Consider the following 14,134-nt stretch of genomic DNA (forward strand, 5'->3'; position numbering starts at 1 on the left):
TCCTCCCCCCCCCCCTTCATCGGGTCCCGTTCCCTTAAAACCCCCCCCCCATTTTCCCAAACCCCCCCCCCCCCCCCCCCCCCTTTTTTTTTCCCCCCCCCCCCGGGGGGGGGGCCCCCCCCCCCCACCGAGACCTGCCTTTGGCCAGCATCCTGGCGCGAAACATAATCGCGAAAACTGATGCATTCGACATCGGCTTTGACGCAGACCTCGCCGGCGAAGCGCTCAAGCGCGTTCCAGTAGGCGCCGTCATTCATCAGCGCGAAGTGGAAGCCAAGCTCAAGCGGAATGCGCTTGCCGGCATACTGCTTGTCGAAGGCGGCGCGAAAGGCAGCATAGGTCCGGTTGGCGAACTCGTCCGCCTGGCTTGGCCGCTCGAAGCCGCCGGAATGCCTGACATAGAGGTTGTAGTCCATGGCGATCACCGGCCGTGACTTCGGTCCTTCCGGAATCTGCGGCAGCGAAAAGTGCACGATGCCGTTGCTGGCCGTCGGTCGGGCAGGGCCTTGCGAGACGCCGCTGGCATCGAATTGATATCCGGCCGCCGGCAGCGCTTCATAGAGCGCCTTGCCGGTCGACAGATACGGCGCGCGAAAGCCGACCACCGCATGCCGCGCGAAATCGCGCCAGCCCTGTGGTTCGGGTGCAATGCCGTTGATCGCATAGGCGTTCTCGAGAATGTGCTCGAACGAACTGAACTCTTTCAGCCAGTCGGCCTTGCTCCAGTCCTTGCCGTCGAAATGGCCACAGCCATGGCTGGCGATGTCGTGGCCTTCATGCGCGGCAAGCCCGATCTGTTCGAGCCGCTCGGTGACTTCCTGCTTCGAGGCGGCAAAGCCGATGTTGGATTTGCCGGCGCCTTTGCCGGGTGCGGTGTATTCCTTGCGTGTCTCCGTCGACAGCAGGAAGACGCAGGAGAGAAAATAGGTGAAGTGCGCGCCGGTGCGCTCAGCCAGTGCCCGGCTGCGTTTCCACTGCGAAATGTCGCGGGCACTGTCGAATGAGATGATGACGACCTGTTTCGGCTTTGCCGGCGCCGGTGGATCGGCCAAAGCCCCACCGGCGGCGGCGAGTGCCGCAAGCGAAAACGCAACAACGCGGAACGGACGAAGCATAGGCAATCTGATCTTCACTCGGGGAATGTCTGCAAGCCGGCTATCGCCTAAATGTGGCGTGGGTGCGATTGGCCTTTTCGGCTGCCTGTCCGGGGCAAACATCCGTTTGCCCCGGACAATAGGCGATTTTCCGGTTGAACCCCTTCCATGCCGGCAAAATTTCGCTAAAACGCGGGCTGACAAAGGCCCGACGGGGCAGGAATGGTTTGATTTGATGTCCGACGACAGTTTTATCCGTGAAGTCAACGACGAGATCCGTCGCGAGCAGGCGCAGGCGCTGTGGGACCGTTTTGGCCCGGCCTTGATTGTCATTGCGGTCCTCGTGGTGCTCGGCACCGCCGCCTTCGTCGGCTACCGCTATTGGGACGAGACGCGCGCCAACCGCTCGGGCGATGCGTTCTCGCAGGCACTGAAGCTTGCCAATGACGGCAAGAACGATGAGGCGCTGACTGCGCTCGATCAGTTGGAGAAGGATGGCTACGGCGCCTATCCGCTGCTCGCCCGCATGCGCGGCGCGACCGTCAAAGCGAACAAGGGCGATGTCCCCGCCGCCGTCAAGGATTTCGACGAAGTCGCCGCGGATACGGCCATTCCCCAGGGAATTCGCGACATGGCGCGGCTGCGGGCAGCACTGCTGCTCGTCGACCATGGTTCCTTTGCCGACGTCTCCAGCCGTGTCGAGGCGCTGACATCCGACACCAACACGCTACGCCACACGGCGCGCGAGGCACTCGGCCTTTCCGCCTGGAAGGAAGGCAAGACGCAGGATGCGCTGAAACTGTTCGACCAGATCGCCGCCGATGACGGCGCGCCGCGCAACACCCGCGAGCGCGCAACATTGATGTCCGAGCTGATCCGCGGGTCGGGCAGTGCGTCGTGACCTTCAAAGTCGCCATCATCGGCAGACCTAACGTCGGGAAATCGACTCTTTTCAATCGGCTGGTGGGAAGGAAGCTGGCGCTCGTCGACGACACGCCGGGCGTCACCCGCGACCGTCGCGTCCATGCCGCCAAGCTTTACGACCTGCATTTCGACGTCATCGACACCGCCGGCTTCGAGGACGCGGGCGCCTCGACCTTGCCCGGCCGCATGCGTGCGCAGACCGAGATCGCCATCCGGGAGGCCGACCTGATCTTCTTCACCATCGACGCCAAGTCCGGCCTGTTGCCCGACGACAGGACCTTCGCCGAGATCGTGCGCAAGTCCGGCAAGCCGGTCGTGCTGGTCGCCAACAAGGCCGAGGCCAAGGGCGCCCAGGGCGGCATGCTGGAAGCCTGGGAACTCGGACTTGGCGAGCCGATCCCGGTTTCGGCCGAGCATGGCCAGGGCATGCCCGATTTGCGCGACGCCGTGATCGGCGCGCTCGGCGAAGCGCGCGCCTTCGGCGAAGAAGAAGATGGCGAAGACGAAGACGTCGCTGCCGGCGAGGTGCTGATCGGCGAGGATATCGCCGATCCGGATGCCGAGCATACCTATGACGACACCAAGCCGATGCGCATTGCCGTCGTCGGCCGTCCCAATGCCGGCAAGTCGACGCTGATCAACGCGCTGATCGGCGAAGAGCGGCTGCTCACCGGACCGGAAGCCGGCATTACCCGTGATTCGATCTCGGTCGACTGGGATTGGCATGGCCGCCGGCTGAAATTGTTCGACACAGCCGGCATGCGCCGCAAGGCCAGGATTCATGAAAAGCTGGAAGTGATGTCGGTGCAGGACGGCCTGCGCGCCATCCGGTTTGCCGAGATCGTCATCATCGTGCTCGACGCCACCATCTCCTTCGAGAAGCAGGATCTGCAGATCGCCGACCTGATCATCAGGGAAGGCCGGGCGCCGGTGATCGCCTTCAACAAATGGGATCTGATCGACCATCCCCAGGAACTTCTGGCCGAACTGCGAGAGAAGACGGAACGGCTTCTTCCCCAGGCGCGCGGCCTCCAGGCCGTACCTGTCTCCGGCGAGACCGGGCGCGGCCTCGACAAGCTGATGGATGCCGTCATCAAGACGCACAAGGTGTGGAACAGCCGCGTCTCGACCGGCAAGCTCAACCGCTGGCTGGAAGGCATCCTGGCACACCACCCGCCGCCTGCCGTGGCCGGACGCCGGCTGAAGGTCAAATACGTCACCCAGGCCAAGACCCGGCCGCCGGGTTTCGTTGTCCAGTGCTCGCGGCCCGATGCGATGCCGCAATCCTATGTCCGCTATCTCTCCAACAGCCTGCGCGAAGCCTTCGACATGCCCGGCGTGCCGATCCGCATCGCGCTGCGCACGTCGGACAATCCGTTCGCCGGCAGGTCGAACAAGCGCAAATAAGCGGTCGGGCTCGAATGAGCCCCTTTGCTCGCGCGAATTCTCCGCAACGTTGGCGGGACAGCACGCGACACTGGATACCTTTCCGGCTGTCTAAGCGACCTCCTTCAACCGCTCGTCCCGTGGCAGTGCCTGCAACGCCGCCTGCAACAATATGTCGGCTAGCCGCGCTGCCACCGGATCCAGTTCAGCATCCTTCTGGTGCAGCACCAACGCCATTTTGGGCAATGCCGGCAGCCCGGCGATCTCCGGCGTTATTGCGCTGACGCTGGCCGGCAGGCCGATGTCGGTGCGGATCGTCAGCCCCAGCCCCGCCGCCACGGCTGCCCAGATGCCGCCAAGGCTCGGGCTGGAAAAGGCCATCCGCCACGACAGCCCGGCGCGGTCGAGCGTTTCGGTTGCCACCGTGCGCAGAAGGCATGGCGCTTCGAGCGCCACCAGCGGCAGCGGCTCACCGTCGCGCAGGCTGGTCTCGATGCGCTTTGCCGGCCCGATCCAGCGCATCGGCACATCGGCGACATGCTGGCTGTAGGGCAGCGTTTCGCCGCAGTGCCAAGCGAGCGCGATGTCGAGGCTGCCTGACATGACCCTTTCGGCAAGGTCGTGGCTGCGTGCGATCCTGGCTTCGATCTTCACCTTGGGGTGCGCCCGGGCAAATCGGCCGAGCACGTCCGGCAGCACCGCCTCGCCGAAATCTTCCTGCAAGCCGAGCCGTACCCAGCCTTCCAGCTCGACATCATGGATGGCGGATGCCGCCTCGTCATTCAATTCGATCAGCCGGCGCGCATAGCCGAGCATGGTCTCGCCGGCCTCGGTCAAAGCGAGGCCGCGTCCTGATTTGCGGAAGATCGGCGTCGCCGCCTGTTCTTCCAGTTTCTTCAATTGCGCGCTGACCGCCGACGTCGACCGGCCAAGCCGGTCAGCGGCCTTGGCAAAGCTGCCCAGCTCCATACCGGTGACGAAACTGCGCAGGACGTCGAGGTCGAAAGTTACGCGTCGCATGTCTGAAGTCCCGATTTTCAGGATTGTTAGTTCAAAACTTCCTGATTTTCAGGATGAAATTATGGCGGTAGGGACAGATCGTCAAGGCCGGACCACTGGCCAGCACGGGAAATGAAATCATGTCCGCCATCGTCAATTGCACCGATCGGCAGTCGCCGAAGCTCCTGGAAGGTACCGGTTCCGCCGGGAGGGTTTTCAAGCCGGGCCATCGCTGGAAGGTTCTGGGCATCGGCGTTGCCGCCAATGCCGCCTTCTCGGCTACGTTCTCCGGCATCCCGGCGACGGCGGTCGTTCTTCGCCAGGGCTATCATTTGGGCAATGCCGAGCTCGGCCTGGCGCTCGGCCTTCTCGGGCTGGGGGTCGCGCTCAGCGAGCTGCCCTGGGGCCTGCTTACCGATCGCTGGGGCGATCGCCGCGTGCTCCTGATCGGGCTCGGCGCGACGGCGGTGTGGCTCCTGGCCATGGCGATGCTGGTTGTGCCGACAAAGGCCGGTATTCCCGGCGTCACGCTGCTCTCCGCGAGCCTGCTCATCACCGGACTGCTCGGCGGCAGCGTCAACGGTTCGAGCGGCCGCGCCATCATGGGCTGGTTTCGGGAAAACGAGCGCGGCTTTGCCATGAGCATCAGGCAGACGGCGGTGCCGCTTGGCGGTGGCCTTGGCGCGCTCGTGCTGCCCTCGCTTGCGCTGGCTTTCGGCTTTGGCGCGGTGTTCGGGGTGCTGGCGGGCGCATCCGCTCTGTCTGCCCTGTTCGCCTGGCGCTGGCTGCACGAGCCGCCGACGGCGGGCGAGGGCCATCTCGCTTCGGCTGCGGTCGGACCGGCGCCGCTGCGCAATCGCGATGTCTGGCGTATCGCGACCGCCATCGGCCTGCTCTGCTTTCCGCAGGTGGCCGTGCTCACCTTCGCCTCCGTGTTCCTGCACGATTTCGTTGGGTTGGGAACGGCGGCAATCAGCGCGAGCCTCGCCGCCGTTCAGATCGGCGCCATGGTCATGCGCATCTGGAGCGGCCGCTTCACCGACCGTCACGGCAACCGCCGCCAATTTCTTCGCTTGTGCAGCGCGTTCAGCGCCCTTGCCTTCGCCATGCTTTGGCTGCTGGTCCTGTTCGGCCCAACCGTTACGGGCGGCCAGCTCATCTGGTTGGCTGTCCTTCCAGTCGTGCTTATTGTCGCAGGCATCTCGGTCTCCGCCTGGCACGGCGTCGCCTACACCGAGCTTGCCACCCTTGCCGGGGCCAGCCATGTCGGGACCGCGCTCAGCCTTGCCAACACCTTTGTTTTCGTAGGCTTCTTCCTGGTGCCGGTGGCCATTCCGGGGCTCTTGCACCTTTGGTCTTGGTCCGGCGTCTGGCTGGCGGCCGCCATCTGCGCGCTGATCGCCCGGCCGATCTTCCTGCGTCCGGCCTGAGTTCGGCCGCAAAACCGCCCGACTTCGGAACCACGACCTGAAGCCGGCTGAGAACAGTCCGATCGAAGCCGTTAACGTCCCATCAAGGTTAATGCATCATTTTGCTCTCCAGTGGGGTCTGTCGCGTTCCTGGAGAGTGTTCCGTGCATCGACGTGTGTTGAAGCGGCTGGTTGCCGCCGCCGGTGAGAGAAGACGTGGCTTTCTGCCCCCGTTCGTCATCGGTCTCGGCATCTGGATCGGCTTTCCGACCATCGTCGCCTATCAGGACATGACGAGCCTTGTCTCCGGCCTCGAAGCGAACACCCGCTGGAATTCCTATGTCGAGAAATCCGTCGCCGGCTCGACCCATGCTGCCGAGATGCCATTTGTCGATTCTGATGTCACCGGCTCCATCTCCGGATCGGGTGTCCACCTGGCCGGTGTCGGCAACGTGTCGTTTCGCGGAAAGGGCGGCAAGGTCAGCGGCACGCCCGATGAGGACCGCGTCGTGCGCGCCGAGAAGAAAGGGCGCATCGTCCAGATGTCTCCCGTCGCACCGCCGAAGAACTTCAACGCCGGCTCGATCTTCGAGCGCACCTCCTCCTTGCTGCGGCCCAGCATGGACAGCGGCCTGAAAATGGCTTTCGCCAAGCCGCAGATCAAAGGCAAGGAAATCCAGATCGCCGCGGCATTCCATGCGCGCGAGGAGAAGAAGCCGGATCCCGGCGTGCCGGCCATGCTGGCAGCGCTGGTCAACAACGACCATCCGGACGTGCTGGCCACCGCCTACGCGCAGTCCGAGCCTGACTATGCCAAGGCATCGCCCTTCGAAGCCCTGCTTCAGGACGAGCAGCCCAATGAGGGCCGCTTCATTCCGCCGATGGCCAAGGGCGATCATTCGTGGATCCAGAACCCGCTGCCCGCCAGTGTCTTCTCCCAGAAGGAGCAGGCATGCCTTGCCAACGGCATCTATTTCGAGGCGAGGAGCGAATCCGTGCGCGGCCAGGCCGCCGTCGCCCAGGTCATCCTCAACCGCGTCCGCAACCCGACCTATCCGAATTCGATCTGCGGCGTCGTTTACCAGAACGACAGCTGGTTCAACCGCTGCCAGTTCTCCTTCGCCTGCGACGGCAGGAAGAAGCGCATCGATAGCCCAGCCGCCTACAAGACCGCCCAGGAGATCGCCATGGCCGTCACTGCCGGCAAGATCTTCATCCCGGAGGTCGGATCGTCGACCCACTACTATGCGCAATATGTCCATCCCGGCTGGGCGCGCACGATGCAGAAGATGACCAAGATCGGCTTGCATATCTTCTATCGGACCTATGGCGGCGGCTGGAGCTGACTGCGGAGCAGCCGCTGATCTTTGACGTGGCGCGCAGCCTATCGAAGAGCCATTGCGCGGGGGATTCGCGCCATGCATCCTTGTCATCATGGCGGGCACGATGTCGCACCTTTGTAATCCATTGATTTTATTGCCTAAAATACATGGCAATGAACTTCCGCCCGTGGCTTGACGGGCGCAAACCCTCTAACTATGTTGCCGGCGACTTTAGAAGCGGACGGACGGTGATGGTCTGACCGGGCAGGGGGGTTGCGATGGCCGACAAGAATGGGCCAGACGGAACCGGAGAAACCGGCCGCGGCAATCAGCATGAACCCGATATCCGCGACGACGATCTTGAGCGGCGCCGCCGTGACCTGGAAGCTTCGCTTGCGACAAGGCGGCCGGGCCGGCTCGAGGGGAAAGACGACGCGAAAGCGGGCAGTGTGGCCGGTTACGGTCAGGCGCTCAAACTCTCCAGCGAGTTTATCGCCGGGGTGGTGGTGGGTGCCGGCATCGGCTGGATCATCGACCGTCTGGCGGGGACATCGCCATGGGGTCTGATCGTGTTTCTGCTGCTTGGTTTTGGCGCCGGAGTGCTCAATGTGATGCGTTCCGCCGGCGTTGTGGCAGAATTTGGACAGGGCGATAAATCGCGCCGTGACCAAGACGACAAGAAATGACCGCGCACCATGTGCGGTAATGGTAACGAGGCCGTACGCGGCATTGACGGGGTTTGAACGTGGCAGCTGACAAGGTCGATCCGATCCACCAGTTCCATATCAACAAGCTGATTCCGATCGACGTCGGCGGCTATGACCTGTCTTTCACCAATTCGTCGCTGTTCATGGTCGCGACCGTGCTTGTCGCGGCTGGATTTCTGTTTCTCACGACGTCGAGCCGCAGCCTGGTTCCCGGGCGGCTTCAGTCGGTCTCCGAGATGGCCTACGAGTTCGTCGGCAACATGTTGCGCGATGCCGCCGGCACGCAAGGCATGAAGTTCTTCCCTCTCGTGTTCTCGCTGTTCATGTTCGTGCTCGTCGCCAATCTGCTTGGCCTGTTCCCGTATTTCTTCACCGTCACCAGCCACATCATCGTCACCTTCGGCCTTGCCGTGCTGGTGATCGCAACCGTGGTCGTCTACGGCTTCATGAAGCATGGTTTTGGCTTCCTGAAACTGTTCGTGCCGCATGGCGTGCCGGTCTTCCTGCTGCCACTGGTGGTGCTGATCGAGGTGATCTCCTTCGTGTCGCGCCCGGTCAGCCTCTCGGTTCGTCTGTTCGCCAACATGCTCGCCGGCCACATCACGCTGAAAGTGTTTTCCGGCTTCGTGGTCAGCCTGAGCGCGCTCGGCGCGGTCGGCGTCGCCGGCTCGATCCTGCCTCTGGCGATGGCGGTGGCGCTGACGGCACTGGAACTGCTGGTCGCCTTCCTGCAGGCCTACGTCTTTGCCGTGTTGACCTGCATGTATCTCAACGACGCCCTGCACCCCGGGCACTAGGTCCAAAAGTTTCCGGCCCAAGAATTTCCAACATTGGCGCCGGATGGAATCGCAACGGAATTTTAGATCCAAAGGAGTTGAACAAATGGACGCAGAAGCAGCAAAGTACATCGGCGCCGGCATCGCTTGCCTGGGCATGGGTGGTGCGGGCATTGGCCTCGGCAACATCTTCGGCAGCTACCTCGCGGGCGCACTGCGCAACCCGTCGGCTGCCGATGGCCAGTTCGGCCGCCTGATCTTCGGTTTCGCCGTGACCGAAGCTCTGGGCATCTTCTCGCTTCTCATCGCGCTTCTGGCCCTGTTCGGCTGAGCACTCGGGAAGATTGGACAGGCCGGCCGCGCGAGCGGCGGGCCTGAATTTCGGGGATAGTCCATGTTCGTGACATCTGCCTTTGCGCAAGAGTCCGCGCCATCAGCCGATACCAGCCACGCTGCTACGGAAGGCGACACGCATTCCAGCACCGGTGTGCCTGCTGAAGCGCATGGCACGTTTCCGCCATTCGATCCGGCGACGTTCCCGTCGCAGCTTCTGTGGCTGGCGATCACCTTCGGGCTGTTCTATCTCTTCCTGAAGCGGGTTGTGATGCCGCGCGTCGGCGGCATCATCGATGTCCGCAACGATCGCATCACGCAGGATCTCGATCAGGCGGCCAAGTTGAAGGGCGAGGCCGACGCTGCCGTTGCTGCCTACGAGCAGGAACTGGCGGAAGCCAAGACCAAGGCCAACGCGATCGGCCAGCAGGCCAACGACGCGGCTAAGGCCGAGGCCGACACCGCTCGCAAGAAGGTCGAGGCCGCGCTCGACGCCAAGCTGGGCGAAGCCGAGGCCCGCATCTCTTCCATCAAGGCCAATGCCATGAAGGAAGTCGGCAGCATCGCCGAGGACACCGCTTCGGCGATTGTCGAAGCCCTGGTTGGCGGCAAGGCCAGCAAGGCAGAGATCGCGGCCGCGGTCAAATCCGTGGCCCGGTGAGGAGCGCATCATGGACGCCACATCTCTCGCGACGCTCTGGGCCACGGTTGCCCTGGTCATCTTCCTGGGCATTGCCGTCTACATCAAGGTGCCTCGCCTGATCGCCAAGGCGCTCGACGCCCGCGCCGAAAGGATCAGCAACGAACTCGACGAAGCGCGCCGGCTGCGCGAGGAAGCCCAGCAACTGCTTGGCCAGTATCAGCGCAAGCGCAAGGAAGCCGAGCAGGAGGCCGCCGACATCGTCGCCGCCGCCAAGCGCGAAGCCGACTTGCTTGCCGCCGAAGCGCACAAGAAGACCGAGGACTATGTTGTCAGGCGCACCGCGCTTGCCGAGCAGAAGATCGGCCAGGCCGAGCGTGACGCCATCAGCGAAGTCCGCGCCAGCGCCGTCGACATCGCCGTAGAGGCAGCGCGCGCGCTGCTTGCCGGCAAGATCGACGCCAAGGCCGGTGCCGATCTGTTCAAGGCATCGCTTGCGGACGTGAAGTCGAAGCTGAATTAGAGGGTCCCTCTAGCCAATCATCGAAAGCCGCCCGGGCAACCTGGCGGCTTTTTTGTTGTGGGCGGGGATAATCTCCCCCCTCGAGGGGGAGATGTCGCCAAAGGCGACAGAGGGGGTCGGCTCGACCGGGCGCGACGTCATTTTGCGGCAAAGATAAGGTCGGCGCTTCACGCGCGGCGACCCCCTCTGGCCTGCCGGCCATCTCCCCCTCGAGGGGGGAGATCAGCTATCCATTCCGACGAAGCTCTCTTCCTCAACCACTTCAGCGCCACCCAGTCTGAACGGCGAAAACGATACGCGATGCAGCCGCGCCACCGGGCCATGCGCCTCGATTGCCGTGCGATGGCGAAGCGTGGCGTAGCCCATATGGACTTCGAAGCCGTAGCGGTCGTGATGGTTGCCGCAGCCGCACATCATGCGATCGCGCATCACCTTGGCGACGATCGAGGCGGCGGCGATCGACTGCGAACGCTGGTCGCCCTTGATCAGCGCGCGCCCTTCACAAGGCAGGCCAGGCGGCACGTCGCGTCCATCGGCAAGGGCGAGCTTCGGTCTGACCGACAGCCCTACCAGGGCGCGGCGCATGGCTTCCAGGCTTGCCTTGAGGATGTTGCTGCCGTCGATACCCTCGGCACTGATGGAGGCCATTGAGACCGCCTGCGCAGAGCCGAGAATTCGCAGGAACAAGGCTTCACGCTGCAGATGGCTGAGGCGTTTGGAATCGTCGAGGCCGTCGGGAATGTTGGCGGGATCGAGCACCACGGCCGCGGCGACTACCGGCCCGGCCAGGGGGCCACGGCCGGCCTCGTCCATCCCGGCAACCGGCCACAGCCCCTCCGCCATCGCCTTCGTCTCGAAGGAGAAGTCGGGCTTCTCGATGATCTCAAAGAGAGGCGGAGAATCAGAACGCGCGCGAGCCATGTTGCGGCGAGGTTCGCATCGGCTCCGATTCTCCGCAAGTCCCTCCGGGTCGGGTGGGGCGCCGGACCGGGAGGGCACCGTCTGCAGGCCGGGGCAGGCCGGACGGGATTCTGGTGCCGCGACGGATCAAACCACCGCGATGAATTGTCTCTCAAAGCAGCGTCAGCTGCACCTGGTCTTTCCCGGCGGCAACGAACTGGTCGGTCCGCAGCGTGCGCCGTTCGGCATTGAGGCCGAGCCGCTTGGCTGTGATCTCGAAGCGCCGGCCGATCTGCCAGGCATAGGGACCGGCGCCCTTCATGCGTTTGCCCCATTCCGAATCGTAGTCCTTGCCGTCACGCATCGACCGGACCAGCGACATCACATGGCGGTAGCGGTCGGGATAATGACGCAGCAGCCAATCCTTGAAGATCGGGCTGACCTCCAATGGCAGGCGCAGGATCACGTAGCCGGCTTCGCGCGCGCCGGCCGCACGTGCCGAATCGAGGATGCGTTCCATTTCCGGGTCGGTCAGGCCCGGAATGATCGGCGCCACCATGACCGAGGCCGGAATGCCGGCATCCGAAAGCTGCCGGATCGCTTCCAGCCGCTTGGTCGGTGTCGACGCGCGCGGCTCCATGGTGCGCGCCAGCATACGGTCGAGCGTCGTCACCGACAGCGCCACCTTGGCGAGCCCGCGTTCGGCCATGCGCGACAGGATATCGATGTCGCGCGTCACCAGAGCGGACTTTGTCACGATGCCGACCGGATGGCCGCGCGCTTCCAGCACTTCGAGGATTTCGCGCATGATCCGGTATTGCTTCTCGATCGGCTGGTAGGGGTCGGTGTTGGTGCCGATGGCGATGGTGCGCGGCTGATAGCTGTCTTTCGAAAGCTCCTTGTCGAGCGAGCGCGCCGCATCAGGCTTGGCGAACAACTTCGATTCGAAATCCAGACCCGGCGACAGGCCCATGAAAGCGTGCGTCGGGCGGGCAAAGCAATAGACGCAGCCATGCTCACAGCCGCGATAGGGGTTGATGGAACGATCGAAGGAAATGTCGGGCGATTCGTTGCGGGTGATGATTGTGCGCGGCTTCTCGACCTGCACTTCGGTCTTGAAGGGTGGCAGTTCCTCCAGCGAATTCCAGCCATCGTCGAACACGTGCCGGCTGACCGGCTCGAACCGGCCGGACGGATTGATGCCCGCTGACCTGCCGCGGTTGCGGTCCGGGCGGACACGCAGGCCGCTCTGCTCGACCATCGCGTTGGCCATCTCGGCTCTTCCTGCTCCGAAAGCCGCAATGTCGGCGCGCACGATCTGTTCCATCTTCGCCCGCTCCCAGGGACTGTCCATGTTGTGTCGAATCGCTCTGCTCATGAAATTATTCCTATTTCGTTGAATAGAACAAAGCAAGAACTTTCTATGGTGCGATGCAAAAACTGGCGCTGTCCGGCGCTTTCCGCTATTCGGCTAAGGATGCTCAGTGTTCTCATCGAAACCCGCAATGACGAGGAGGGCCTAGCCCGCACGCTCGCCTCGCTGATTGGCGGCGCGGTCGAAGGCGTGGTGCGTGAAGTCATCGTTTGCGACACAGGCTCTACCGATCAGACGCATCATGTGGCCGAGCATGCCGGCTGTCAGTACGTGACGGGCGGTGTCGCTGCCGGCATCCGCCAGGCCAAGGGGGATTGGTTGCTGCTCCTGGAGCCGGGCGCGCGGCTGGTGGAGGGCTGGATCGATGAAGTTGTCGCCCACACGGCCAGGCAGACCATGGCGGCACGGTTTTCGCGCACGCGAGCCAGTCGCACGCCATTCCTGGCCCGGGTCTTTTCGGGAAACCGCGCCTTGGCCGACGGCTTGCTGATCAGCAAGCGTCAGGCGGCTGCCGCGGCAAAGAGCGCCGGCAGTGCCGAGGCCATCGCCCGTGGCCTCGCGACGAAGCGGCTCGACGCGGAGATCTGGATGGCGCCGGCCAAGCAGGAGCGCCGCTCGTCGACGTGATTTTTGCAGTTGCTCAGGTCATTGTGCATTGCACAAAATCTGACGCGGGGTTAGCTTCCGTTCGAGCGGGAATTGGGTTTGGACATGCCGAGAGGCGAGCACCGATGCGGCATCGGTGGTGCTCTCATAGCCGAGGACCCAATGAAGCTTTCAACCCCCGACACATCCGGCGCGGCCAGTCTCGAGGCCATTGCGCGCAACGGCAGCCTGCTGCGGCGCATCGCCGTACGTATTCCAACCTATCTGACGGACCTGCGGGAGAACCCTGCCTGGCTGCCGATGTTCGTGTTGGCGCGCACAATGCCCGGACGCCGCATGCATTGGCTGGGCGCAAAACGCGCCCGCCCGGTCGCCAATGCCGGGGATACGATGTTTGCCGGTGTCGAACGGGGAGCGGTCGTCGATGCGTTGCGCTCCGACGGGCTGTTCTCAGGCCTGGTCCTGCCGCCCGATATCCATGAAGAGGTCGCCGACTTCGCCGGGCGCACGCCTTGCTTCGGCAATTTCGACCGCCGTCTCGAATTCATGCCGGGGGAACATGCCGAGGCCGAGAAACGCCTTGGCCGCTCGCTGCTCAGCGGGCATTTTTTCGAGCGCATCCTCGACTGCCCGGCGGCGCTTGCCATCCAGCGCGATCCGCTGCTTCTGGATATTGCCGCGCACTATCTCGGCGGCCAGGCGAAACTGATCACGACACGCGTCTGGTGGAGCTTTCCCACGGGTGCCGCTTCCGATGCCGACAAGAACCTCGCCTCGCTCGGCAAGTATCATTTCGACCTCGATGATTGGCGCATGCTGAAATTCTTCTTCTACCTCAAGCCGGTCGACGCCGACACCGGTCCGCATGTCTATGTCAGGGGCAGCCACAAGCGCCGCAGCCTCAAGCACCAGCTTACCCTTCTGGTCGGTCATCCCGCGCAACAGGTTCTGGATGTCTATGGCCAGCAGAGCCCGGTGACGCTGACCGGCGAGGCCGGTCACGGCTTCGTCGAGGACCCCTTTGGCTTTCATATGGGCACCGTGCCGGCACGCACGCCGCGACTGATGATGGAAGTCGGCTTCGGCGTATCGCCGCCGTCGCGCCGACGGTTTCATGGCGAGCCGGTTATCCGCTGAGAG

14 protein-coding genes and 1 pseudogene are annotated in these 14,134 nt (G+C 63.7%); 11 read left to right on the top strand and 4 right to left on the bottom strand.

The genetic code is table 11. From position 1 onward, the window contains the following. Positions 1-119: 119 nt before the first annotated feature. Positions 120-1,115: pseudogene (locus AC0L3E_RS11020) on the bottom strand (polysaccharide deacetylase family protein); the annotation flags it as partial. 214 nt (positions 1,116-1,329) lie between these two features. On the opposite strand from AC0L3E_RS11020, the gene AC0L3E_RS11025 reads away from it, so the two are divergent. Both AC0L3E_RS11025 and der read left to right on the top strand, forming a co-directional pair. Continuing rightward, a complete protein-coding gene (locus tag AC0L3E_RS11025; RefSeq protein ID WP_127811033.1) occupies positions 1,330-1,995 on the top strand; it encodes a tetratricopeptide repeat protein in 666 nt (221 codons plus the stop codon). Beyond that, complete coding sequence (gene der / locus AC0L3E_RS11030; protein WP_128307816.1) at positions 1,992-3,425, top strand: ribosome biogenesis GTPase Der; 1,434 nt, start codon at positions 1,992-1,994, stop codon at positions 3,423-3,425. The genes AC0L3E_RS11025 and der overlap by 4 nt, the downstream gene beginning before the upstream one ends. 90 nt (positions 3,426-3,515) lie before the next feature. Here der and AC0L3E_RS11035 read toward each other — a convergent pair whose 3' ends face one another. After that, entirely contained in the window at positions 3,516-4,424 is a 909-nt protein-coding gene (locus AC0L3E_RS11035; RefSeq protein ID WP_473604784.1) for a LysR substrate-binding domain-containing protein, read from the bottom strand. 119 nt (positions 4,425-4,543) lie between these two features. On the opposite strand from AC0L3E_RS11035, the gene AC0L3E_RS11040 reads away from it, so the two are divergent. From AC0L3E_RS11040 to AC0L3E_RS11070, 7 genes are all read left to right on the top strand, one after another. Beyond that, the gene (locus AC0L3E_RS11040) at positions 4,544-5,833 is read left to right on the top strand and encodes an MFS transporter (protein WP_473604785.1); all 1,290 of its coding nucleotides are present in this window, start codon (positions 4,544-4,546) and stop codon (positions 5,831-5,833) included. Between the two features lie 143 nt (positions 5,834-5,976). Continuing rightward, on the top strand, positions 5,977-7,158 hold the full coding sequence (locus tag AC0L3E_RS11045; RefSeq protein ID WP_128307819.1) for a cell wall hydrolase: 1,182 nt from the start codon (positions 5,977-5,979) through the stop codon (positions 7,156-7,158). Positions 7,159-7,412: 254 nt separating this feature from the next. Next, positions 7,413-7,820 carry an AtpZ/AtpI family protein gene (locus AC0L3E_RS11050; RefSeq protein ID WP_127256993.1) on the top strand — a complete coding sequence of 136 codons (408 nt, stop codon included), beginning with the start codon at positions 7,413-7,415 and terminating at the stop codon, positions 7,818-7,820. Positions 7,821-7,879: 59 nt separating this feature from the next. After that, the gene (locus AC0L3E_RS11055) at positions 7,880-8,638 is read left to right on the top strand and encodes a F0F1 ATP synthase subunit A (protein ID WP_128307820.1); all 759 of its coding nucleotides are present in this window, start codon (positions 7,880-7,882) and stop codon (positions 8,636-8,638) included. Between the two features lie 85 nt (positions 8,639-8,723). Beyond that, entirely contained in the window at positions 8,724-8,948 is a 225-nt protein-coding gene (locus AC0L3E_RS11060) for a F0F1 ATP synthase subunit C (RefSeq protein ID WP_006206606.1), read from the top strand. A gap of 63 nt (positions 8,949-9,011) precedes the next feature. Continuing rightward, on the top strand, positions 9,012-9,611 hold the full coding sequence (locus AC0L3E_RS11065) for a F0F1 ATP synthase subunit B (RefSeq protein ID WP_127272329.1): 600 nt from the start codon (positions 9,012-9,014) through the stop codon (positions 9,609-9,611). A gap of 10 nt (positions 9,612-9,621) precedes the next feature. Continuing rightward, a complete protein-coding gene (locus tag AC0L3E_RS11070; RefSeq protein ID WP_127270951.1) occupies positions 9,622-10,113 on the top strand; it encodes a F0F1 ATP synthase subunit B in 492 nt (163 codons plus the stop codon). 222 nt (positions 10,114-10,335) lie between these two features. Here the strand turns inward: AC0L3E_RS11070 and AC0L3E_RS11075 are convergent, their stop codons facing one another. Next, positions 10,336-11,034, bottom strand: a complete 699-nt coding sequence (locus AC0L3E_RS11075) for a ribonuclease HII (RefSeq protein ID WP_127270953.1) — start codon at positions 11,032-11,034, stop codon at positions 10,336-10,338. Between the two features lie 151 nt (positions 11,035-11,185). Beyond that, entirely contained in the window at positions 11,186-12,340 is a 1,155-nt protein-coding gene (locus tag AC0L3E_RS11080; protein ID WP_473604910.1) for a PA0069 family radical SAM protein, read from the bottom strand. Positions 12,341-12,490: 150 nt separating this feature from the next. Here AC0L3E_RS11080 and AC0L3E_RS11085 point away from each other — a divergent pair, with 150 nt between their 5' ends. Both AC0L3E_RS11085 and AC0L3E_RS11090 read left to right on the top strand, forming a co-directional pair. Next, entirely contained in the window at positions 12,491-13,015 is a 525-nt protein-coding gene (locus AC0L3E_RS11085; RefSeq protein WP_256745803.1) for a glycosyltransferase, read from the top strand. Positions 13,016-13,156: 141 nt separating this feature from the next. Continuing rightward, the gene (locus AC0L3E_RS11090; protein WP_473604786.1) at positions 13,157-14,131 is read left to right on the top strand and encodes a hypothetical protein; all 975 of its coding nucleotides are present in this window, start codon (positions 13,157-13,159) and stop codon (positions 14,129-14,131) included. Positions 14,132-14,134: the final 3 nt, after the last annotated feature.

This window comes from Mesorhizobium sp. WSM4822, assembly GCF_055811155.1.

What these genes read in the sequence shown, in the direction of transcription:
- AC0L3E_RS11025 (WP_127811033.1), top strand. Translation starts at nt 1,330, where the DNA reads ATGTCCGACGACAGTTTTATCCGTGAAGTCAACGACGAGATCCGTCGC.
- AC0L3E_RS11035 (WP_473604784.1), bottom strand. Translation starts at nt 4,424, where the DNA reads ATGCGACGCGTAACTTTCGACCTCGACGTCCTGCGCAGTTTCGTCACC.
- AC0L3E_RS11040 (WP_473604785.1), top strand. Translation starts at nt 4,544, where the DNA reads ATGTCCGCCATCGTCAATTGCACCGATCGGCAGTCGCCGAAGCTCCTG.
- AC0L3E_RS11050 (WP_127256993.1), top strand. Translation starts at nt 7,413, where the DNA reads ATGGCCGACAAGAATGGGCCAGACGGAACCGGAGAAACCGGCCGCGGC.
- AC0L3E_RS11060 (WP_006206606.1), top strand. Translation starts at nt 8,724, where the DNA reads ATGGACGCAGAAGCAGCAAAGTACATCGGCGCCGGCATCGCTTGCCTG.
- AC0L3E_RS11065 (WP_127272329.1), top strand. Translation starts at nt 9,012, where the DNA reads ATGTTCGTGACATCTGCCTTTGCGCAAGAGTCCGCGCCATCAGCCGAT.
- AC0L3E_RS11070 (WP_127270951.1), top strand. Translation starts at nt 9,622, where the DNA reads ATGGACGCCACATCTCTCGCGACGCTCTGGGCCACGGTTGCCCTGGTC.
- AC0L3E_RS11075 (WP_127270953.1), bottom strand. Translation starts at nt 11,034, where the DNA reads ATGGCTCGCGCGCGTTCTGATTCTCCGCCTCTCTTTGAGATCATCGAG.
- AC0L3E_RS11080 (WP_473604910.1), bottom strand. Translation starts at nt 12,340, where the DNA reads ATGGAACAGATCGTGCGCGCCGACATTGCGGCTTTCGGAGCAGGAAGA.
- AC0L3E_RS11085 (WP_256745803.1), top strand. Translation starts at nt 12,491, where the DNA reads ATGCTCAGTGTTCTCATCGAAACCCGCAATGACGAGGAGGGCCTAGCC.
- AC0L3E_RS11090 (WP_473604786.1), top strand. Translation starts at nt 13,157, where the DNA reads ATGAAGCTTTCAACCCCCGACACATCCGGCGCGGCCAGTCTCGAGGCC.